This is a genomic window from Bifidobacterium pluvialisilvae, assembly GCF_019331695.1.
Lineage (GTDB): Bacteria > Actinomycetota > Actinomycetes > Actinomycetales > Bifidobacteriaceae > Galliscardovia > Galliscardovia pluvialisilvae.
The window spans coordinates 1-21061 of record NZ_JAHBBI010000003.1 but is presented as its reverse complement, the minus strand read 5'-3'; the positions used below and the strand labels follow the sequence as shown (position 1 = coordinate 21061).

General features: G+C 64.4%; 12 protein-coding genes, 1 tRNA gene and 2 pseudogenes. 3 read left to right on the top strand and 12 right to left on the bottom strand.

The window, feature by feature from the left end:
• Window positions 1–20: 20 nt before the first annotated feature.
• From KIH77_RS02935 to nrdD, 7 genes and pseudogenes are all read right to left on the bottom strand, one after another.
• Entirely contained in the window at window positions 21–1997 is a 1977-nt protein-coding gene (locus tag KIH77_RS02935; RefSeq protein WP_236024450.1) for an ABC transporter ATP-binding protein, read from the bottom strand.
• Window positions 1998–2074: 77 nt separating this feature from the next.
• The gene (locus KIH77_RS02930) at window positions 2075–3823 is read right to left on the bottom strand and encodes an ABC transporter ATP-binding protein (RefSeq protein WP_219099832.1); all 1749 of its coding nucleotides are present in this window, start codon (window positions 3821–3823) and stop codon (window positions 2075–2077) included.
• 107 nt (window positions 3824–3930) lie between these two features.
• A complete protein-coding gene (locus tag KIH77_RS02925) occupies window positions 3931–4449 on the bottom strand; it encodes a MarR family winged helix-turn-helix transcriptional regulator (protein ID WP_219099831.1) in 519 nt (172 codons plus the stop codon).
• 245 nt (window positions 4450–4694) lie between these two features.
• Window positions 4695–6221 (bottom strand): annotated as a pseudogene (locus KIH77_RS10625) (activase); the annotation flags it as partial.
• Window positions 6222–6530: 309 nt separating this feature from the next.
• Window positions 6531–9713, bottom strand: a pseudogene (locus KIH77_RS10620) (acyl-CoA dehydratase activase-related protein); the annotation flags it as partial.
• Between the two features lie 241 nt (window positions 9714–9954).
• A complete protein-coding gene (nrdG, locus tag KIH77_RS02915; RefSeq protein ID WP_219099589.1) occupies window positions 9955–10668 on the bottom strand; it encodes an anaerobic ribonucleoside-triphosphate reductase activating protein in 714 nt (237 codons plus the stop codon).
• 69 nt (window positions 10669–10737) lie between these two features.
• A complete protein-coding gene (gene nrdD / locus KIH77_RS02910) occupies window positions 10738–13137 on the bottom strand; it encodes an anaerobic ribonucleoside-triphosphate reductase (protein WP_219099588.1) in 2400 nt (799 codons plus the stop codon).
• Window positions 13138–13483: 346 nt separating this feature from the next.
• Here nrdD and xseA point away from each other — a divergent pair, with 346 nt between their 5' ends.
• Both xseA and KIH77_RS02900 read left to right on the top strand, forming a co-directional pair.
• Window positions 13484–14758, top strand: coding sequence for an exodeoxyribonuclease VII large subunit (xseA, locus tag KIH77_RS02905; protein ID WP_219099587.1), 1275 nt, complete (start codon window positions 13484–13486; stop codon window positions 14756–14758).
• 83 nt (window positions 14759–14841) lie between these two features.
• Window positions 14842–15135, top strand: coding sequence for an exodeoxyribonuclease VII small subunit (locus KIH77_RS02900; protein WP_219099586.1), 294 nt, complete (start codon window positions 14842–14844; stop codon window positions 15133–15135).
• A 266-nt stretch (window positions 15136–15401) separates the two neighbouring features.
• On the opposite strand, the gene KIH77_RS02895 is transcribed toward KIH77_RS02900, so the two are convergent.
• The 5 genes from KIH77_RS02895 to KIH77_RS02875 form a co-directional block, all read right to left on the bottom strand.
• Window positions 15402–15605, bottom strand: coding sequence for a hypothetical protein (locus KIH77_RS02895; RefSeq protein WP_219099585.1), 204 nt, complete (start codon window positions 15603–15605; stop codon window positions 15402–15404).
• 129 nt (window positions 15606–15734) lie between these two features.
• Window positions 15735–16739, bottom strand: coding sequence for an endonuclease/exonuclease/phosphatase family protein (locus KIH77_RS02890; RefSeq protein ID WP_219099830.1), 1005 nt, complete (start codon window positions 16737–16739; stop codon window positions 15735–15737).
• Between the two features lie 146 nt (window positions 16740–16885).
• Window positions 16886–16958: transfer RNA gene (locus KIH77_RS02885), tRNA-Arg, on the bottom strand.
• A gap of 46 nt (window positions 16959–17004) precedes the next feature.
• A complete protein-coding gene (locus KIH77_RS02880) occupies window positions 17005–17970 on the bottom strand; it encodes a Ppx/GppA phosphatase family protein (RefSeq protein ID WP_443623251.1) in 966 nt (321 codons plus the stop codon).
• A gap of 84 nt (window positions 17971–18054) precedes the next feature.
• Window positions 18055–19008, bottom strand: a complete 954-nt coding sequence (locus tag KIH77_RS02875) for an SPFH domain-containing protein (RefSeq protein WP_219099584.1) — start codon at window positions 19006–19008, stop codon at window positions 18055–18057.
• A 143-nt stretch (window positions 19009–19151) separates the two neighbouring features.
• Here KIH77_RS02875 and KIH77_RS02870 point away from each other — a divergent pair, with 143 nt between their 5' ends.
• The gene (locus KIH77_RS02870) at window positions 19152–20012 is read left to right on the top strand and encodes a YwiC-like family protein (RefSeq protein ID WP_219099583.1); all 861 of its coding nucleotides are present in this window, start codon (window positions 19152–19154) and stop codon (window positions 20010–20012) included.
• The last annotated feature ends 1049 nt before the right edge of the window (window positions 20013–21061 follow it).

The following is a 21061-nucleotide window of genomic DNA, read 5'->3' as shown; positions in this document are numbered from 1 at the left end:
AATGCGGGCCCTGAATGCGGCTACTCCAGCTCGACGGCGCCGGTGTAGAGCTGGTAGTACTCGCCGCGTTGGGCGATGAGCTCGTCGTGGTTGCCGCGTTCGATGATGTTGCCGTGGTCGAGCACCATGATGACGTCGGAGTTGCGCACGGTGGAGAGACGGTGCGCGATGACGAACACGGTGCGGCCCTTCATGAGCGCGTCCATGCCGGCCTGCACGACCTCCTCGGTGCGCGTGTCGATGGACGACGTGGCCTCGTCGAGGATCAGCGCGGGCGGGTCGGCGACGGCGGCGCGTGCGATGGAGATGAGCTGGCGCTGGCCCTGCGACAGACCTGAACCGTCGCCCTCGAGTACGGTGGCGTACCCTTCCGGCAGCATGCGGATGAAGCCGTCCGCGTTCACGAGCTTCGCGGCCTCGATGCACTCCTCGTCGGTGGCGTCGAGCCGGCCGTAGCGGATGTTGTCCATCACGGTGCCGGTGAACAGGTTCACGTCCTGCAACACCACGCCGAGCGAACGACGCAGGTCGGGCTTGCGGATGCCCTTGACGGAGATGCCGTCGTAGAGAATCTGGCCCTCCTGGATGTCGTAGAACCGGTTGATGAGGTTGGTCACGGTGGTCTTGCCGGCGCCGGTCGCGCCCACGAGCGCGATCTTCTGACCGGGTTTGGCGAACCAGGTGATGTCGTGCAGCACGGGCTTGTCCGGATCGTAGCCGAACGTCACATTGGTGAAGCGCACGTCGCCGCGCAGCAGCGTGTAGCGGCCGTCTGGCGAGGTCACGGCCTGCTCGCGCGCCTTCAGCGCCACTTCGCGAGCGGCGCCGTGCAGCTTTTCGGCGGCGCGCAGCGAACGCATGCCGTCGTCGCCCTCCTCGCGCTTCCATGCCCAATGCCCGGTCTCGTGGTCGGTTTCGGTCATGGTGCGGCCGTCGTCGCCGAGCTCCACGTTCACGAGGGTCACGGTGCCGCCGTCGGTCTCCACGGGCTCGTCCATCAGCGCGAAGATGCGTGACGCGCCGGCGATGGCCATCATCACCATGTTGAGCTGCATGGACACCTGGCCGATCGGGTTGATGAACGAGCGCGAGAGCGTCAGCAGGGAGATGAGCGTGCCGAGCGTGAGCGGCCCGGCGCCGGTCAGGCCGAAGTTGCCGAGTCCGGCGAGCGCGACGGCGCCGCCGATGATGGCCATGAGGATGTAGAGCAGGTAGCCGAGGTTGCCGACGATCGGCATGGTCACGTTGCCCCATGTGTTGGCTGCGGCGGCCGCCTGGAAGAGCTCCTCGTTCTTCTCGTCGAAGGTCCTCTGCGTGGTCTTTTCGTGGTTGAACACCTTGATGACCTTCTGGCCGTTGACGGATTCCTCCACGAAGCCGTTGACGTCGCCGAGCCACTGCTGCTGTTTGACGAAGAACCGTCCGGCACGGCCGACGACCTTGCGCACGACCCACAGCAGCCCGATGGTGAACACCACCACGAACGCGGTGAACGGCACGGACAGCCACAGCATCGACAGCAGTGCGGCGAGCGCGGAGATGCCCGCGGAGAACATCTGCGGGAACGACTGGCTGATGGCCTGACGCAGCGTGTCGGTGTCGTTGGTGTAGTGGCTCATGATGTCGCCGTGCTCGTGGCTGTCAAAGTAGCGGATGGGGAGCCGCTGCTGGTGGGCGAACATGTCGTCGCGGATCTTCTTGAGCGTGCCCTGTTCGACGGTGACGACGAGCCACTGCCACAGCCAGCCGGTGATGATGCCGGCCGCGTAGAGGCAGCCGATCAGGGTGATGGCGCGGATGAGCGGCCCCCAGTCGGGGTCGGCCACGCCGACGAGCGGCAGGATGTAGTTGTCGATGAGCGTCTGCAGGAACAGGGCGGAGCCGGCCTGGGCGGCGGCGCCGATGAGGATGCACGCCACGATGATGATGACGCGTGCCCTGTACTGCATGATGTAGCCGAAGATGCGTTTGATGGTGCCGGGGGCCGGCTTGGCCATGGCGGGCCGGCGGCCGGCGGCGGACTTGGACGAGGACGTGGCGGCGGACTTGGTTGCCGATTCGTTCTTCGCGGGCATCAGCGGGCACCTCCTTCAACTTCTTCCGGGTTGGCCTGGTTCCTGGTCTGGGATTCGTAGATGGACCGGTATTCGTCGCAGGTTTCGAGCAGTTCGTCGTGCGTGCCGCGGGCCACGATGCGGCCGTTGTCCATCACGAGAATCATGTCGGATTCCTGCACGGAGGCGACGCGCTGTGCGATGATGATCTTCGTGGTGTCGGGGATCTCGTCGCGGAACGCGGCCCGGATGGACCGGTCGGTCTTGGTGTCGACGGCGCTGGTGGAATCGTCGAGGATGAGGATCTTCGGCTTCTTGAGCAGCGCGCGGGCGATGCAGAGTCGTTGCCGCTGTCCGCCGGAGACGTTGGTGCCGCCCTGTTCGATCATCGTGTCGTATTTGTCGGGGAACTCCTGGATGAATCCGTCGGCCTGGGCGAGGCGGCACGCGTGGCGCAGCTCCTCGTCGGTGGCGTCGGGGTTGCCCCAGCGCAGGTTCTCGGCTATGGTGCCGCCGAACAGCACGTTCTTCTGCAATACCATGGCCACCTGGTCGCGCAGCAGTTCGAGGTCGTAGTCGCGCACGTCGACGCCGCCGACCCTGAGTGAGCCCTGCGACACGTCGTAGAGGCGCGGGATGAGCTGCACGAGCGAGGATTTCGCGGAGCCGGTGCCGCCGACGATGCCGATGGTCGCGCCGGACGGGATGGTCAGGTCGATGTCGTCGAGCACGGGCTTTTCGGAGCCGTCGGAGTAGCGGAAGGTCACGTGGTCGAACACGATGGACCCGTCGGCCACCTCGCGCACCGGATGCTCGGGGTCGACGACGGTGCTCTTCTCCTGCAGCACCTGGGTGATGCGTTCGGCGGACGCCTGCGAGATGATGACCATGACGAACATCATCGACAGCATCATCATGGCCATGAGGATCTGCATGGCGTAGGTGACCAGGGCGGTCAGGTCGCCGGTGGTCAGGCCCACGGCGGGGTCGTTGCCGGAGGCGACGATCTGGTTGGCGCCCATCCACGAGATGAGGATCATGGAGCCGTAGACGCACAGCATCATGAGTGGCATGTTGAAGCTCATGATGCGTTCGGCCTTGGTGAAGTCCTTGAAGATGCGCTGTGAGATGCGGTCGAACTTGGAGATCTCGTAGCCTTCGCGGTTGAACGACTTGACGACGCGCACGCCCTGCAGGTTCTCGTCGACCACGTTGTTGAGTTCGTCGTACGTGTGGAAGACGCGCTCGAACACGGGGTGCACGAGCACGGCGAGCCCGCACAGGCCGAGGCCGAGGATGGGGATGCACGCGAGGAACACCATGGAGATCGACGGGCTGATGCGGAACGAGAAGATCCATGCGACGACGACCATGATGGGCGCGCGCACGCCCATGCGGATCATCATCATGTAGGCGGTCTGCAGGTTGGTCACGTCGGTGGTCAGTCGCGTGATGATCGAACCGGTGGAGAACCGGTCGATGTTGGTGAAGCTGAAGCGCTGCACCTGCTCGAACTGGTCGTGGCGCAGGTTCTTCGCGAAGCCCGCCGCGGCGACGGCGGCGAAGCGTCCGGCGAGGAAGCCGCAGCTCAGCGAGACGGCCGAGCACAGCAGCAGGATGAGGCCGAACTTCACGATGGCGTTCATGTTGCCGCCGGTGATGCCCTGGTCGATGAGCATGGCCATGACCGTGGGGATGAGGATCTCGAGGATGCTTTCCACGGCCACGAACGCCGGCGCGAGCAGGCTTTCCCTTTTGTATTCGCGCATCGACCCGCCCAATGTGCGGAACAGGTGCGTCGGCCTGGCCGGCTTGTTCTGCCTTGCGACGTCGGTCGTGGCGCCCGTTGTTGCGGCGCCCGTTGTTGCGGTATCGGTCACTTGTCGCCCTCCTTCTTCGTCATATCGTTGCGTTTCGTATCCGTCGTTTCGTTGTGTATTCCATGCTGTTCGAATTCCCGCTGCGCCTTGTCGATGTTGTCGCGCATCCGGCGCACGTAGTCGAGGACGGCCTGTCGTTCGTCGTCCGAGAAGCCGTCGACGAGACGTCGTTCCATCCGTTCGCCGCTGCGTTTGAGGTCGGCGACGATGGAATCGGCCCTGGCGGTCAGCACGATCTTCTTGAGCCGGGCGTCGTGCGCGACCGGCTCGCGGATGATCAGCCCTTTCTTCTCCATGAGCGTCAGCACGCGCGACGCCGTGGACCGGGTGATGCAGAACTTCTGCTCGATGGTGTGCTGATAGATGTCCTTGTCGCGGTTGCGCGCGAGGAACATGATGATGTGCGCGTTGCCGCCCGTGGCGTCCGCCGCCGACTCCGGCATCGTCTCGCCGAGATAGCGGTCGACGGATTTGCACAACGCACGCAGTTCCATGCTGAGTATGCGTTTGTCCATGCGATTCCCCGATTCACGTCGTCCTGCCATATCCGTTTCGTATGCATCGCCTGCATCGAATGTTGTATATGCAACAGCAGATGGTAATACGACTCATATACAACAGTTGCATATGCAACATTCGGCGTGTCGCGTGGCATTGGGGACGCCGGACGCCATCATCCGGCCGGGCATCGGCCCGTGCGCGGACGATCTCGCCCCGCATGCGCGCGGCTCCGGCCTACGCGCGCATGCGCCGTCTTGGCCTACGCGGCCTCGGACAGGCTTGGGGTGGAGGACTGACCTTCGCCGCCGTCCTGACCGTGCGCACCCTGCGCGCGATTGCGTTCGTCGTTCGCGGCCTCGGCGGCCTGGCGCTTGGCCTCGGCCTGCTTGGCGGCGGAGATCATGAGCTTGATGCGGTTGAGCTGGTTGGCCTGCGAGGCGCCCGGATCGTAGTCGATGGACACGATGTTCGCCTCGGGATGCTGACGGCGGATCTCGCCGAACATGCCGCGGCCGGTCACATGGTTCGGCAGGCAGGCGAACGGCTGGGCGCACACCACGTTCGGCGCGCCCGATTCGATGAGCTCGAGGATCTCGGCGGTCAGCAGCCAGCCTTCGCCGGCCTGCACGCCCACGGACGTGACCTCGCCGGCCTTCTTGACCAGCTCGGCCATGGGCAGGTCCTGCGAGAACTTGCCGTTGGCGGTGGCGATGGCGCGGCGCACCGGGTTGAGGTAGCGGTCGAGGCCCCAGCGCATGAGCGCATACAGCTGCTTGTTGCCGCCCATGCCGAGGTTCTTCTCGTTCCAGTCGGTGATGTACGGGCGGGTGGTCATGAACTCCATGATGCCGGGCACCACGGCCTCGCATCCCTGGGATTCGATGACGTCGACCACGTGGTTGTTGGCGTCGGGATGGTATTTGACGAGGATCTCGCCGACCACGCCCACGCGCGGCTTGCGCGGGATGTCGCGCAACGGCAGGGCGTCGAACGACTTGACGATCTCCTTGAGCAGGGTCGGGTACGGCAGGTACCCCTTGCCGATCCTCGACTTGGCGGTCTTGGAGAAGCCGTGATGCTCGATGACCTCACGGACGATGGCGTCCCACATCTCGTACAGCTTGTTCGCGCTTCCCCTGACCTTCTCGTACGGGCGCACGCGGTACAGGCACTTGAGGAACAGGTCGCCCACGATGAGCGCCTTGACGGCCCGGTGCAGCAGCGCCGGCGTGGGCGTGAAGCCGGGGTTGGATTCGAGCCCCTGCGTGCTCAATGCGATGACCGGCACCTGCGGGTAGCCGGCGTCGATGAGCGCCTTGCGGATGAGGCCGAAGTAGTTGGTGGCGCGGCACATGCCGCCGGTCTGCGTGATGGCGAGCGCCACCTTGTCGGGGTCGTACTTGCCTTCGACGATGGCGTTGACGAGCTGCCCGACGACCATGATGGCCGGGTAGCAGGCGTCGTTGTTCACGTATTTGAGGCCGAGTTCCACGTCGTCGCGGCTGGCGTGCCTGAGGACGTCGAACTTGTAGCCGCCGGACCGGATGACCGATTCGATGAGCGACATGTGCATGGGGCTCATCTGCGGGGCGACGATCGTGTAGTCCTTCTTCATGGACTTGCCGAAGGGGATGCGGTTGGCGTACTTCGACATGGTGGCGGTGTTGTGCGCGTTCTTCTTCACGGCACGTTTGGTCTGCGCGCTGGCCTTGGGGTTGCTTTCCATGACGGCGTCGAGCAGCACCTGACGTCCGGCGGTGGGGGCCTTGGAGCCGGTCCTGCGGAATTCGCCCTTGCCGGCCGGCTTGGCGGCCGCGGACGGAGCAGTGCTCTTCGCACCCGCGCCGAGTTCGATGGCGTACGGCTTCTTCACGAATCCGGCGTCGAGGTTCGCCGCGGGCATGGCCTTGTCCATGGCGGCCTGCGCGGCCTCGAGCTGGCGGCGCGCCTCCTCGTACTTGGCCTGGGCCTCGGCGAGGCGGTTCTCGGCCATGGTCTCGCGGCGCACCTGTTCGGCGGTCCGCTGCTCGGCGGCCTTCTCATCGGCCTGCTGCGCCTCGTTGGCCTGCTGCGCGGCGCGCTCCTCGCGGGCCTTGTTGGCCTCGCGTTCCTCGACGGCGGCCTTGAGGGAGCGCAGGCGGATCTTGGCGGCGCCGAGGTTGGAGACCTCGTCGATCTTGAGCAGCGTGTACACGTCGGCCTTGTCGGCGAGGATCTCGGCGACCTGGTCGGTGGTGATGGCGTCGAGGCCGCAGCCGAAGGAGTTGAGCTGCACGAGCTCGAGGCCGGGATAGGAGGCCACGAAGTGCGCGGCCGCGTACAGCCTGGAGTGGTAGGCCCACTGGTTGGTCACGCGCAGCGGCATGCGGGTCACCTTGCGGTCGCCCACGTGGCGGAATCCGGCCGCGTCCTTCTCGCGCGGGCTCTTCTCCCCGTCGGCGAGGTAGTCGCTCAGATGCAGGTCCTCGCCGGGCTGCAGTTCGCAGATGGAGTCCTCGGAGAGCACGGCCATGCCGAGCGCGCAGATGGTCTCGGGGATGCCGTGGTTGATCTCCGGGTCGATGTGGTAGGGGCGGCCGGCGAGCACGATGCCACGGCAGCCGTGCTCCTTCATGTAGGCGAGCGCACGCAGGCCCTCCTGCTGCACATCATGCTTGAAGAGCTTGTCTTCGGCGTAGGCGGCCTTGACGGCCTCCTCGGCCTCCTCGCGCGTCACGTCGGCCCAGGCGAACTCCTCGACGATGCGGTCGACCATGAGGCCGTGGTCGGCGAGGTTGAAGTAGGGGCGCATGTAGCGGATGGACGGGTCGCGCAGTTCGGGCATGTTCGCGCCGATGACGACCGGATAGTTGGCCACGACCGGGCAGTTGTAGTGGTTGTCGGTGTTCTCGACGAGGTTCTCCTCGTAGGAGACGCACGGGTAGAAGATGGTCTTGATGTTCTTCTTGAGCAGCCACTTGATGTGCCCGTGCACGAGCTTGGCCGGGTAGCAGATGTTCTCGGAGGCGATGGAGTCGATACCCGTCTCGAACAGTTCGTGGTTGCTGCGGCCGGAGATCATGACCTTGAATCCGAGCCGGGTGAGCAGCGTGAACCAGAACGGGTAGTTCTCGTACATGTTGAGCACACGCGGGATGCCGATCTCGCCGCGGGTGGCCTTCTTGTCGGTGAGCCTGCGGTAGGAGAAGCAGCGCTTGTACTTGTATTCGTAGAGGTTCGGCCGGTCGGAGCGCTGCTTGTTGCGGTCGCCGCCGCGTTCGCAGCGGTTGCCGGTCACGTAGCGCGAGCCGTCGGCGAACGTGGTGATGGTGAGCTTGCAGTGGTTCTGGCACAGCTTGCACACGTCGCGTTCGGACGTCATCGACAGGTTGTCGAGCGCGTCGCCGGTGAGGATGGAGGATCGTTTGCCCGGTTCGTCGTCGTCGTTGTAGTGCATGCGCGCGGTCAGGGCCGCGCCGTACGCGCCCATGAGGCCGGCGATGTTCGGCCTGGTCACCTCGCGTTCGGTGAGCAGTTCGAAGGCGCGCAATACGGCGTCGTTGAGGAACGTGCCGCCCTGCACGACGACGGTGTCGCCGAGTTCGCCGGCGTCGCGCAGCTTGATGACCTTGTACAGGGCGTTGCGCACGACGGAGTAGCACAGTCCGGCGGCGATGTTCTCGATGGACGCGCCCTCCTTCTGCGCCTGCTTGACCGACGAGTTCATGAACACGGTGCAGCGCGAGCCGAGGTCGACGGGATGGTCGGAGGCCAGTGCCTTCTGCGTGAACTCCTGGATGGTCAGCCCCATGGACTGGGCGAAGGTCTGGAGGAACGACCCACAGCCGGAGGAGCAGGCCTCGTTGACGGCGATGGAGTCGATGACGCCGTCGTTGATGGCCAGGTATTTCATGTCCTGGCCGCCGATGTCGATGACGGCGGTGACGCCGGGGCTGACCATTTCGGCGCCGCGGTAGTGGGCCATGGTCTCCACCACGCCTTCGTCGAGGTGCAGTCCGGTGGTGATGAGCCCTTCGCCGTAGCCGGTGGCGCAGCTGCGTGCGATCCAGGCGCCGTCGGGCAGTTCGCTCTGAATCTTCTTGACGATGTTGACGGCCGCGGTCAGCGGGCTGCCTTCGTTGTTGGCGTACGACGACCAGACGATTTCGCGGTCGTCGTTGACGAGCGTGGCCTTGATGGTGGTCGATCCCGCATCGATGCCGAGGAAGTGCGGTCCCTTGGCGCCGTCGAGGGTGCCGATGTGGATGTGTTCGCGGTGGTGGCGTTCGTTGAAGCGTTCACGGTCGGCCTCCGTGTCGAACAACGGGGGCATGGTCGGGGTGTTGCCCGGCAGGTTCTTGAGGTTCTCCAACGCGTCGAGGATGTCGGCGAGGGTTCGCGGCTCGTAGTGCGTGGAGCCCTCCTCGGTCTCGTCGCTGGTCTCCTCGCCGGCGAGCAGCGCGGCGCCGTACGCCACATACAGGTGGGCCGATTCCGGCGTGATGAATTCCTTGACCTGGTCCTTCAGCGCGCGGCGGAACGCCTCGCGCAGTTCGGAGAGGAAGAACAGCGGGCCGCCGAGGAAGATGACGGTGCCGCGGATCGGACGGCCGGAGGAGAGGCCGGCGATGGTCTGCGTGGCCACGGCCGTGAAGATCGATGCGGCGAGGTCGGGTTTGGCGGCGCCGTCGTTGATAAGCGGCTGCAGGTCGGTTTTGGCGAATACGCCGCATCGCGAGGCGATCGGATAGAGCGTTTCGTACCGTTTGGCCATCTCGTTGAGCCCGGTGGCGTCGGTGTCGAGCAGGGTGGCCATCTGGTCGATGAACGCGCCGGTGCCGCCGGCGCAGGAGCCGTTCATGCGCTGTTCGGGCGTGGGCTTGAGATACGTGACCTTGGCGTCCTCGCCGCCGAGTTCGATGATGACGTCGGCCTGCGGGTACTTCGCATCGATGGCGACGGTCTCCGCGATGACCTCCTGTGCGAACAGGACGTGCAGGTTGTCTGCAAGGCCGAGGCCGCCGGATCCGGTGATGGAGAGCCTGACCGGCTCGTCCTGACGTCCGATTTCGGCCAGATGCTCGCGGATGTCGGTCAGCAGTTCGGCCACGGTGGCACGGACGTTGGCATGGTGTCGTCGATAGTCGGCGTAGAGAATATGCTGTCCCGGTGCGGCGAGCGGGGACTCCTCCCCCACGGCCGTCTTCGAGCCGTCCTTATCAAGGACCACCGCCTTCACCGTCGTCGATCCGATGTCCAGACCGATTCTGATGTAGTCGTTCGTCTTCAACTCCGACATGCTGTTTCCTTCATCCGTTCGTGTGCCCTGTTCACGTTCAACCGGCCGCGCCTTCACTGTCCCTCGCGGCGTCCAACCTCACGTTCTCGCACATTGTTCATTGTTGAATCGTAGTCGGCGGGGCGGAACGACTGGCGACGATTCCCATGAGATTTCTCACAAAGCGCCCGTCTTTTCAGCCACGGGCGAAGTATATTCGACGCAACGCCCGAGACTGTCAAGACTCTCTCCCCGCCTCCCTCTACTTGTCGCCCTCGGCGTTGTCGCGGTCCTTGCCGTACATCTCGGGGATGAACCGCTCCTGGTCGTGCAGACGGCCCCAGATCACCGGCTCCTCGACCTCCAGGGACTTCTGCACGTCGATGATCCGCTGGTTCTTCGAGCCACGGAACTGCAGGAGCGAGTCGTGCTGGTCCTTGAGGTAGCGTCCGTCGACGAGCACGTCGATGAGTTCGAGCAACTCGCGTTTGTCGGGGGTCTCCCCCGGCCTCATAAGCTCCTCCCACGTGTAGCCGGTCCAGCACCAGATGTCCTTGGCGTGGCCGAAGCGTTCGCGGATCTTTTTCACCAAGGGTGTAAGCACGGGGGTGTTGAGCAGCGGCTCGCCGCCGAGCAGGGTGAGTCCCTGCACGAATGACTGGGAGAGGTCGTCCATGATCTGGTCCTCGAGCCTCTGGTTGTACTCGTAGCCGGCCTGGAAGTCCCAGATGGACGAGTTGTAGCAGCCTTCGCATCGGAAGGGGCAGCCGCTCACGTAGATGGAGCAGCGGATGCCCTCGCCGTCGGTCATGAGGAACCGTTTGTAGTCGGCGATCATGTTCCGGCACATGCGCCGGCCGTCCCACTGGCCGGCTTTGGGATTGTTGGTCAGCGGACTGGGGACGCCGGGGCCGCGGCCTGGTTCGCCGGCGGCGAAGTCGTGGTGCTTCACCTGCTTCCATGAGTCCTGCGGCATGGTTCACCTCCTTACACGCAAAGAAGGCTCCCCTCCGGTCCGGAGGGGAGCCGATGCTTCAGCGCGAGATCACTTGGTCTCTTCGAACCATTCGCGCTCGGTGCCGTCGGCGAGGGTCACGTGGCCGGTCTCGCCGCTCATGTGCTTGACGCGGTGGGCGATCTCCTCGTGGCGGCCGTGCACCATCGGGCGCTGCACCGGGTTGCCGAGGTAGCCGCAGGTGCGCTTGGTCACGTTGCACTTGTCCGGGTCGGAGTTGCCGCATTCGGGGCACTTGAAGCCCTCCTCGGTGGGCTCGAAGTCACCTTCGAAGCCGCACACGAAGCAGTGGTCGATCGGCGTGTTGGTGCCGAGGTAGCCGATGCCGATGTTGTAGGCGTAGTCCCACACGGCCTCGAGGGCCTTCGGGTTCGGCTGCAGGCACGGGAACTCGCAGTAGTTGATGAAGCCGCCGGAGGCGAGGTACGGGAAGTCCTTCTCGTAGGCGAGCTTCTCCATCGGGGTGGGCTGCAGCCACACCGGGTAGTGGAAGCTGTTGGTGTAGAAGTCGTGGTCGGTGACGCCGGGGACCTTGCCGAACTTTTCGCGGTCCATGCGGTTGAAGCGGTCGGTGAGCGACTCGGCGGGCGTGGAGTACACGGAGTAGTGGTAGCCCTCGGCGGCGCTCCACTGCTTGCACAGGTCGTTCATGCGCTGCACGATGGAGAGCGCGAACTTCTTGCCGTCCTCGTCCCAGTGGTGGTCGGTCATCCAGTCCTTGCCGAAGAACACGGCGGTGGTCTCGTACAGGCCGATGTAGCCGAGCGACACGGTGGCGCGGCCGTCCTTGAACAGCTGGTCGACCTTGTCGTTGGCGTTCAGGCGGCCGAAGGCGCCGTAGCGGTACAGGGTCGGCGCGTTGACCGGGGTGGCCTGCTTGCAACGCATGATGCGGAACTGCAGGGCCTCGTGGGCGACCTCCATGCGCTGGTTGAACAGCTTCCAGAAGCGCTCCACGTCGCCGTGGGATTCGAGGGCGATGCGCGGCACGTTCACGGAGACGACGCCGAGGTTCATGCGGCCGTCGGTCACGTCCTTGCCGGTCTTCGGGTCCTTCCAGCCCTGCAGGAAGGAGCGGCAGCCCATCGGGGCCTTGAAGGAGCCGGTGATCTTGACGATGTTCTCGTAGAACACGACATCGGGGTACATGCGCTTGGTGGCGGATTCGAGCGCCAGCTGCTTCATGTCGTAGTTCGGGTCGCCCGGGTCGGCGTTCACGCCGTGCTTGACGGTGAACACGAGCTTCGGGAAGATGGCGGTGTGGCGGTCCTTGCCGAGGCCGCGGATGCGGTTGAGCAGGATGGCGCGCTGGATCTCGCGGGCGAACCACGAGGTGCCGAGACCGAAGCCGACGGTGACGAACGGGGTCTGGCCGTTGGAGACGCGGTTGGAGTTGATCTGGTACTCCATGGTCTGCATGGCGTCGTAGATGGCCTTGCGGGTCATGATCTTGGCGTAGACCTCGCGCAGCTGCTCGATCTCGGAGAGGTTCTCGTCGAACGGGACGTCGTCGGGCAACGGCTCGCGGTTCTCGAAGTGCAGCCACTTGGGCTCCTGGGCCTTGAGGCCCCTGACCACGTCCTCGGCCACGTTGACGGGCATCTCGTCGGGCAGGATGGCCTCGGCCATCTTCATGTTCTTGTCGTAGTCGCGCTTGGCGTAGCGTTCGAGCATCTCGTCGCAGCGGTTGACGGTCTGGCCGCCGTACTGGCAGCCGGCGATGTCCTTGATGATCTGCGTGATCTGCGTGGCGGCGGTGCCGATGGACTTCGGCGAGTCCATCATGGCGTTGCCGAGGGCGAAGCCGTGCGCGAGCATGTCGCCGAAGTCGGGCAGCGAGCAGTTGCTCATGGCGGTGAACGGCGAGTAGTCGGCGTCGTGGAAGTGGATGTCGCCCTTCATGTGGGCGTTGGAGACGCGTTCGGGCAGCATGGAGAAGGCGGAGGCCTTGCTCACGGCGCCGGCGAGCAGGTCGCGCTGGGTGGCGTAGACGTTGGAGTCCTTGTTGGCGTTCTCGCGAACGAGGGCCTCGTCCTTGTTGACGAGGCGGCTCACGGCCTCGTTGATGTCGGTGGCCTTGGCGCGCTCGATGTCGCGGTTGAGACGGTAGTTGGTGTAGGTGCGGGCCACCTCGTACAGGTGCTCGCCGATCAGGGCGTGCTCGACGAGGTTCTGGATGTCCTCGATCTTGGCGGGGCCGGTGTAGCGGTCCTTGACCTCGGCCTCCACGCGCAGGGCGATGTCGCGGATGATCTGCTCCTCCTGCGGGCCGACCTTCTTGTCGAGGTCGCTGAACGCGGCGGCCACGGCGTTGATGATGTTGATGGGGTCGAAGTCCACCACACGACCGTCACGCTTCTCGACGAGAACGGCATCGCTCCTGTCTTCCATGGTCACCGTCGTATCCTGCTCAAGCACCTGCGCACTCATGGGGCTCCTTCCTCAATGGTTTCCAATAACGTTCGTCGGACGTGTGTTTCGTGGTCGTTCCCGCCGGGACCACGTCAACCGGCCTATAGCACATTACAGCACTTCGACCACAATATCTAGTTGTCTACCGTTGCCATAAACGCATATCTAGTGATTTCGGCTTCATCATGCGGAAAACCGACGTCGGATGACCGTACCGTCGGCGTGTCATCGCCGACCAATGATTGTGCCGGGAACGCAAGACAATTCCGGCACGCCGTGGCGCATTGTGACATGCCTCACACGGGTCCTGTGACGAAGTTCACGGACGGCGTCGATGTCCCCCATCTGACCGACAGTGGAACGTATGACCGATTTGTTTTCCCAGGACCCCGCAGCGCCGCGAGCGGCCGCGCCGACGCAGCCGCAGCCGCTGCCCCGGCTCGCCCGCGACACCACGCCGGACAACCCGTGGCCGATAAGCCTGCTCAGCCGCAAGTACCATGACGCCGTGGCCAAATGGCCCGGGACGTGGATCGAGGGGCAGATCTCCGAGATCAACACGCGCCGTGCGGGCTCCGCCTATCTCACGGTGCGCGACAACGTCGAGGACATCTCGCTGAACGTCACCGGCTTCGGACGGTTCGCGCAGATGGCCCGCGAATTCCGCCAGGGCGACCGTGTGATCCTGCACGGCAGGCCGGACGTGTGGATGAAGCAGACCCGGCTGAGCTTCATGGGCGACGACATCCGCCGCGTGGGCAAGGGCGACCTCATGGCCCAGATCGAGGAGCTGCGCAGGCGGCTCAAGGGCGAAGGCCTGTTCGACGCGGAGAACAAGGTGCCGATTCCCGAATTCCCCCGTCGCATCGGCCTCGTATGCGCCCCGCAGGCGCGCGCGGAGGGCGACGTGATCACCAATGCCCGTCTGCGCTGGCCCACCATCCGGTTCACCGTGGTGCACGCGCACGTGCAGGGGCCGAGCTGCCCGCCGGACGTCATCGCCGCCATCCAGCGGCTCGACGCCGACCCCGATGTGGATGTGATCATCGTGGCGCGAGGCGGCGGCAGCTTCGAGGACCTCATGGGCTTCTCCGATGAGGGCGTGGTCCGCGCGACGGCCGCCTGCGTGACGCCCATCGTCTCCGCCATCGGCCATGAGGACGATTGGACGCTCATCGACCTCGCCGCCGACATGCGCGCCTCCACGCCGACCGACGCCGCCAAGCGCGCGGTGCCCGACGTCAACGAGCAGCTGCAGATCGTGGACGAGGCCCGCCGCCGCATCCGCGACCGCATCCGTTCGCGAGTGGACAACGAGATGCGGCTCATCGAGGGCTACGCGAACCGGCCGAGCCTCACCCAGCCGCTGACCATGCTCGAACGCCCGCAGCGGTTCGTCGACGACGCCCGACAGCGCCTCGACATCGGCATGCGCCGCATCGTCGACGACGCCGGCCTGACCGTGGAGAAACTGCACGCCTCGCTCACCGCCCTGAGCCCGCAGTCCACGCTGGACCGCGGCTACGCCGTCGTGCAGGATGCCGACGGCCATGTCGTCACCGACGCCGACGGCGTCCATGCCGGCGACGAGCTGGCGGTCACCCTGCGGCAGGGACGCATCCACGCCACCGCGCGATAACGCCCCACGACCGCCATCCATTCATATAACAATCACTAACACATACATAGCAATACATGGACATATATAAAGGAGAGCCCGATATGACGAACGAGACCACGCAGAACGCCTCATCCGTACCGTCCCTGACCGCCGAGGAGCTGGAGAAGATCAACTCGCTGAGCTACGAGCAGGCACGCGACCAGCTCATCCAGGCCGTACAGGCGCTGGAGGCCGGCGGCCTGGATCTCGACGCCTCGATGCGTCAGTGGCAGGTGGGCGAGGCGCTGGCCAAGCGCGCGCAGAAGCTGCTCGACGACGTGCGCTCCCAGCTCGACGCCGCCCAGGCCGAACAGGCCAGCGCCGGCGCCACCGCCGGCACGCAAGGCAATCTGTAAAAGGTATCGGCTACACTGCATCGACCTTCGGCCGAACAGTGTCGATCGCGGCTGCTGCCGCGGTCTCTCCCTCAGTCTCGCCACGCTCGACAGCTCCCTCGTCAGAGGGAGACCGATGGCCGAAGGCTGGCTGAGGGAGAGATTGCGAACGCGGTTCGCACAACAGACCACATCGGCCAAAGGCCGCTGCACAATAAAAAAACAGGGGCCGCTGCGCATGATAACGCAACGGCCCCATTCGTCTACAGACGACGATCCGAAGAGTCTCAGATACCGAAGACTTCCTTGGCGACCTTCTCCATGGTGTCGCCGGCGAGCTCGGCGATGTCGTTCTTGGTCGCGTTGATGCGGCCCAGAGCCTCGTCGGCCTGCTCGTAGGTCCAATCCAGACCCAGTTCCTTGGCAAGAGCCAGAACATCGTCAACGATAACGACCTTCTTCATCTTTTCGACCAGCGTCTTCTCGTCCATGAGAACTCCTATTCATAGCGACAATATCTACCGATTTCGGATCGCTCCGACATCAGCCAATGTCAGGTGTAGTACCCCGATGGAAAAATGTAAAGCCACGGGAACACGTTTCCATATTTTGTTCAGTATTCATTCGCCAACATGCAAGGTGACCAGCAGGGCGGCATGGTCGGAGCCGTCGACGCGGCTGGTCTCCAGACCCCCCGCGGACACCCCTTTGTCCATGACGATGTGGTCGATGCCGAACATGAGCGGCACCCCGCTACGGTCGGCGGGCCATGTCGGGGTAAGGCCATGCCCGGCGGAACGCGCGGCGTCGGTGAAACGGTCGCCGAGGATGTTTCTGAACGGCGCATGGTCGTATGTGGCGTTGAAATCGCCCATGAACACGTAGGTGCTGCCGGTGCGTTCACGCATGGCGGCGAGTTCGTCGAGACTGCGCTTCCACTGCTTCCAGTAGCCGTTCACGGGAGACGTCGTATGGACGGAGACGAACCGCAGCGTTTTGCCGTTGCCGAGGGTCACGGTGCCGGCGGGCATCTGCGAGGCGCTGGACTGCACCTCGTCGCGGACGGTGTCGCGCAGCGGCAGCGACGACCAGACGCCGTTGCCGTAGATGCCGTCCGCGGACGCGGTCTTCGCATACGGAAGATATTTTTCTATGCCGGCGGCGTCGAGACGCTTCACGAACTCCTCGGTCGTCTCCTGCATGGCAAGCACCTGCACATGACGGTCACGCACGAGTTCGACGATCTTCGCGGCGTCGGCACGTCCCTTGTACACGTTGCAGGTCATCACGCGCAGGGTCGCGGAGCCGGCGGACGTCTGCGACTGCGACGACGGGGACATCACATGGGCGTAGAACGGCGCCTGCCAGTAGGTCAGCAATGCAAGGCAGACCACCGCGAAACCGGTCATGATGCGGCGGCGGCCCAGCACGGCGAACAGCAACGCGAGCGTCGCGCTTACCGCGAACCATGGCGTGGCGGCGACGACATTCGGCACATAGGGCAATGCGGACAGGCCCATCGGCAGCAGCCTGGCGGCGATGCCGACGCCGGTGACGAATCCCAACACCCCGGCGAGCGCGCCGCATATCCTGCCGAACGCGGATCGCCAAGCCCCGCCGATCATCGTCATACGTCATCCCCGCCTGTTTACGAACCCATCGCCGATGGCGGTCGACCACGGTCGACCGAAATCCGAGATGGATATATGGACATGTATATATAAAAAGGTCTTGAACCCATACGTTTCGTATGAATCCAAGACCTCTCTCGTGCCCGGAATGCGATTCGAACGCACGACACCCGCTTTAGGAGAGCGGTGCTCTATCCCCTGAGCTACCCGGGCAACGGCGTTTCAGTATACCGTACCTCCCGGGTTTTGGCAACACCGTTCAGAATCCGAAGCGCGTGCGGCCGAACTGGTCGAGCCAGCGCAGGATGGCGCCCTCGCGAAGGGCCCACGGGCAGATTTCGATCTCGTCGATCTTCAACGCCTTCATGATCTCGTCGGCCACGACGGCGCCGCCGACGATCTGGTTGGTGCGTTCCGGCGTGATGCCCGGCAACGCCACACGCTGCTCGGGCTCGATGGAGGCGAGGCGCGGAATCCAGTCCTCGAGCTGGGCGCGGTTCATGCGCCAGCTCTCGTCGGAGCCGATGGTCTTGACCTTGGATCCGGCGAGACGGGCCAGAGAGCGGAAGGTCTTCGACGTGGCGACCACGTGGTCGGGCCGCTTGGAGTCGGCGAACTCCTTGACGATGGGCTCGATGATGTGGTCGACTTTCTTGCGCAGGTGGGCGAGCTGCTTGGAGTCGGCGGTGCCTTCCGGCAGGTAGGAGTGGGTGACGCGGCCGGCGCCCGCGGGGACGCTCATGGCCTTGTCCGGCTCCTCGTCCACGCCGGAGGCGACTTCGAGGGAGCCGCCGCCGATGTCGAGCACGAGGAGGCGGCCGGCGCCCCAGCCGTACCAGCGCCGGGCGGCGAGGAAGGTGAGACGGGCCTCGTCGGGGCCGGAGAGCACGGAGACGCCCTGGCCGATGCGCTGCTCGATCTGCACGAGGATCTTCGGCCCGTTGGGCGCGTCACGCAACGCCGACGTGGCGATGGGCACGACCTGCGAGACCTCATACTGTTCGGCGAGCTTCATCGCCTGGTCCACGGCGGCGAGGATGGCCTTGACGCCCGACTTCTTGATGGTGCCGTCCTCCTTGAGGTACTGCATCATGCGGACGACGGAACGGCTGGACGCCTCCGGCTCCGGGCGCGCGCCCGGAGCGGCGTCGACGATGAGCATATGGACGGTGTTGGACCCGATGTCAAGCACACCGAGGCGGATATGACGATTCCCTATTTGCACGGTTTTCAACAGTATCAGGCCGAAAACACGTCAAACGTTCCACGTGCCGATTTTGCCCATGGTTTCGTTTGTTCCGTCGGTGATTCACTTCCCGGACGTCGGGAAGCCCGTGGCCGGGAAGCCGCCGGATTCGCCGGCGGCCTGGCCGGTCAGCAGCGCGTTGGTGACCTCGTCGTACATGTTCTTGAATCCGGCCGGTGTGGATGCGGGCAGCACGACCGTCTTCGCGTTCTTCGACTCGCTCATCGACCGCATGACGTCGAGGTACTGGTTGAACATGACGACCTGGTTGACCTCGCTGATGTCCATGCCCACGGCGTGCAGGCTCTTGATCTGGTCGACGATGCCGTTGGCGATCTCGCGACGGTAGTTCGCCTGACCCTCGCCCTGCAGGCGGGTCTTCTCGGCGTCGGCCTGCGCCTGGGTCTCGATGGCGATGCGCTGGGCCTCGGCGCGCTGGCGAGTGGCCTCCTTCTCACGCTGGGCGGCGTTGATGGAGTCCATGGCCTGCTTGACCTGCGCGGAGGGGTCGATGGCGGTGATCAGCGTCTTGACCACGTTGAAGCCGAAGCGCTGCATCTCGTTGCCGACGGTCTGCTGCACGTCGAGGGCCACGTTGTCCTTGCGGGCGAACGCGTCGTCAAGCGTCAGCGCCGGAATGGCGGAACGCAGCGCGTCCTCCATGTAGCTGCGCAGCTGCGCGGCCGGGTTCTGCAGCTCGTAGTAGGCCACGTCCACGTGGCGCGCGTCCACGCGGAACTGGGTGGACGCCACCACGGTGACGAACACGTTGTCGAGCGTCTTGGTCTCGAGCTTGACGTCCAACTGGCTGACGCGCAGGTTCATCTTCTGCGCGATGCGGTCGATGAACGGTATCTTCATGTGCAGGCCGGCCACCGTGACCGCATGGAACTTGCCCAGTCGTTCGATGACGTAGGCGTTCTGCTGGGGCACGATGTACAGGCTCAGGAACAGCAGCACGATGATGAGCACCAATAGTATGAACAGGAGCGTCGTTCCAAAACCGATGAATGCCATGGCATTCCCTTTCCCTTCATTCCACGGGGTTCCGCGTGCCGGGCCACGACCATGTGGGACCCTGAGGAATCCTTTGCTACACCCCCATATTCCCACACGCTTCTGACGCGTGGCATGAACGACGTGCCGTACGATGGTCCGTTATGACTCAATACACTCCGTATTCACCGAACAGGCGCCCCACGGCATCGGTCCCGCCGATCGCGGGCCGTGCGCTGCGTCGTTGGATCCCCGACCAGCATGGCGCCTGGGCCATGGTGCTGCTGCCCGCGATGGCCGGCATGACGCTCAGCGGCGCAACGCCGACGCAGCTGTGGCTGCTGGCCGCATGGCTGCTGTGCTATTTTCTCCAGTTCTCGGCCGCCCGGTGGGTGAAGTCGCGGTTCCGGAGGCGCTACCGCAAGCCGATGCTCACCTATGGCGCGCTGACCGCGTTGGTCGGCGTGCCATTCGTGCTCCTGCATCCCGAGGTATTGGCGTGGGCGCCGGTGTTCGCCGTGCTGCTGGCCGTGTCGCTGATGGCGTCGTGGAACCGGCGGGAGCGGTCGCTGTGGGCGAACGCGGCCGCGGTGCTCGCCACGGCGACCATGGCCACGGTGATGCCGCTGTTCGGCGAGCATCCGACGCCCGGAGGCACGGCGGTCGGGTTCGACGTGTTCGGCATGCATGTGCCGCTCTCCCGTGAGGGCTGCTACGCCGCGGCGATCTTCGCGTTCACGCAGTTCGGATCCGTCCTGTTCGTCAAGACGATGATTCGCGAGCGCGGCAAGTCGTCGTATCTTCGCGCATCGGTCATATGGAACGTGGTGCTGACGTGCCTCGGGTTCGCGGCGCAGCCGACGCTGGGCGCGGGCGGCGCGACGCTGGTGGCCCGTTCGGTCGTGCTGCCGCTGCTGGCCCGCAACCGGACGATTGGTCCGATGGTGACGGGACTGGTCGAGTGCGCGACGAGCCTGATGGTGTTCGCCTCGGTCGTCTACGCCGTCCCCCGCATCGGCTGGTAGGGCTCGCGCCGGAGGAACACATGGTCCGCACGGCGGGCTGCGCCGCGTCCTCGAGGCAGGGACTTCCCACCCGAAGACCCCCGAAACCCAACGTCTCGAGCGGTTTCCTTCCCAGGAGGGCCAAGCGCCAAAACCCTACATTCGGAAATATGTAGGTCTATCCGTTCAATGGTTTTGTGGGTCCGGCCAATCAACGAACCAGGTTTGTGGGCCCATCCAATCAATGGGCCAGGTCTTGTGGGCCTATCCGTTCAGCGAACCATGTTCATAGGCCAACTCGCCCAATGGGCCAAGTCTGCGGGTTCACCCGTTCAATGGATTTGTGGGTCTACCCGTTCGCAACGCCAAGTCTGTGGGTCTATCCGTCCTCTGGTTTGTGGGTCCGACCAATCAACGGCCCAAGTTCGTGGGTCTACCCAATCAACGGACCGGTCAATAAACCGGGTTTGTGGGTCTATCCGTTCAGGCAAACGGATTTGTGGGTCCGGCATGTTCAATAACCGTGGGTCTACCCGTTCATCTGAGGGTTTGTGGGTCCACGACATACACGAGGACGCCGAAAACACCCTCCTCGCGAACCGATGGACCCACTTCCATATTCCAGCGAGCCGATAGACCCACAACGCCAGCCATCAACCGCCCAAGGGCCTGTGTCCTCCGGTTTGTGGGTCTATCCGTTCAGGCAAACGGATTTGTGGGTCCGGCATGTTCAATAACCGTGGGTCTACCCGTTCATCTACGGACTTGTGGGTCTGAGATATACACGGGGACGTCAAAAACACCGTCCTCGCGAACCGACAGACCCACTTTCATATTCCAGCGAGCCGATAGACCCACAAAACCGGCAGAAACCGAGTTCCCCGCCCATATAACCCAAACAGGAGAAACGCCTACCGTCGTAAAGGAAAACAAGCCAAAATAGGGGTTAAGGGTCAAAACGTGGGTCTTAAATCCGTGGTGAGGTGTTCTCCGGTCTTGCGTGTCGGGGTGTGATTAACGTTTTGGGTGTTAATCCGGCGGGGTGCTTGACTTTTCGGGTTGGCTTGTTC

Bases quoted from the DNA above. Each gene is read 5' to 3' on its own strand.
- KIH77_RS02935 (WP_236024450.1), bottom strand. From the start codon at position 1,997: ATGGCCAAGCCGGCCCCCGGCACCATCAAACGCATCTTCGGCTACATC.
- KIH77_RS02930 (WP_219099832.1), bottom strand. From the start codon at position 3,823: ATGCGCGAATACAAAAGGGAAAGCCTGCTCGCGCCGGCGTTCGTGGCC.
- KIH77_RS02925 (WP_219099831.1), bottom strand. From the start codon at position 4,449: ATGGACAAACGCATACTCAGCATGGAACTGCGTGCGTTGTGCAAATCC.
- nrdG (WP_219099589.1), bottom strand. From the start codon at position 10,668: ATGCCGCAGGACTCATGGAAGCAGGTGAAGCACCACGACTTCGCCGCC.
- nrdD (WP_219099588.1), bottom strand. From the start codon at position 13,137: ATGAGTGCGCAGGTGCTTGAGCAGGATACGACGGTGACCATGGAAGAC.
- xseA (WP_219099587.1), top strand. From the start codon at position 13,484: ATGACCGATTTGTTTTCCCAGGACCCCGCAGCGCCGCGAGCGGCCGCG.
- KIH77_RS02900 (WP_219099586.1), top strand. From the start codon at position 14,842: ATGACGAACGAGACCACGCAGAACGCCTCATCCGTACCGTCCCTGACC.
- KIH77_RS02895 (WP_219099585.1), bottom strand. From the start codon at position 15,605: ATGGACGAGAAGACGCTGGTCGAAAAGATGAAGAAGGTCGTTATCGTT.
- KIH77_RS02890 (WP_219099830.1), bottom strand. From the start codon at position 16,739: ATGATCGGCGGGGCTTGGCGATCCGCGTTCGGCAGGATATGCGGCGCG.
- KIH77_RS02875 (WP_219099584.1), bottom strand. From the start codon at position 19,008: ATGGCATTCATCGGTTTTGGAACGACGCTCCTGTTCATACTATTGGTG.
- KIH77_RS02870 (WP_219099583.1), top strand. From the start codon at position 19,152: ATGACTCAATACACTCCGTATTCACCGAACAGGCGCCCCACGGCATCG.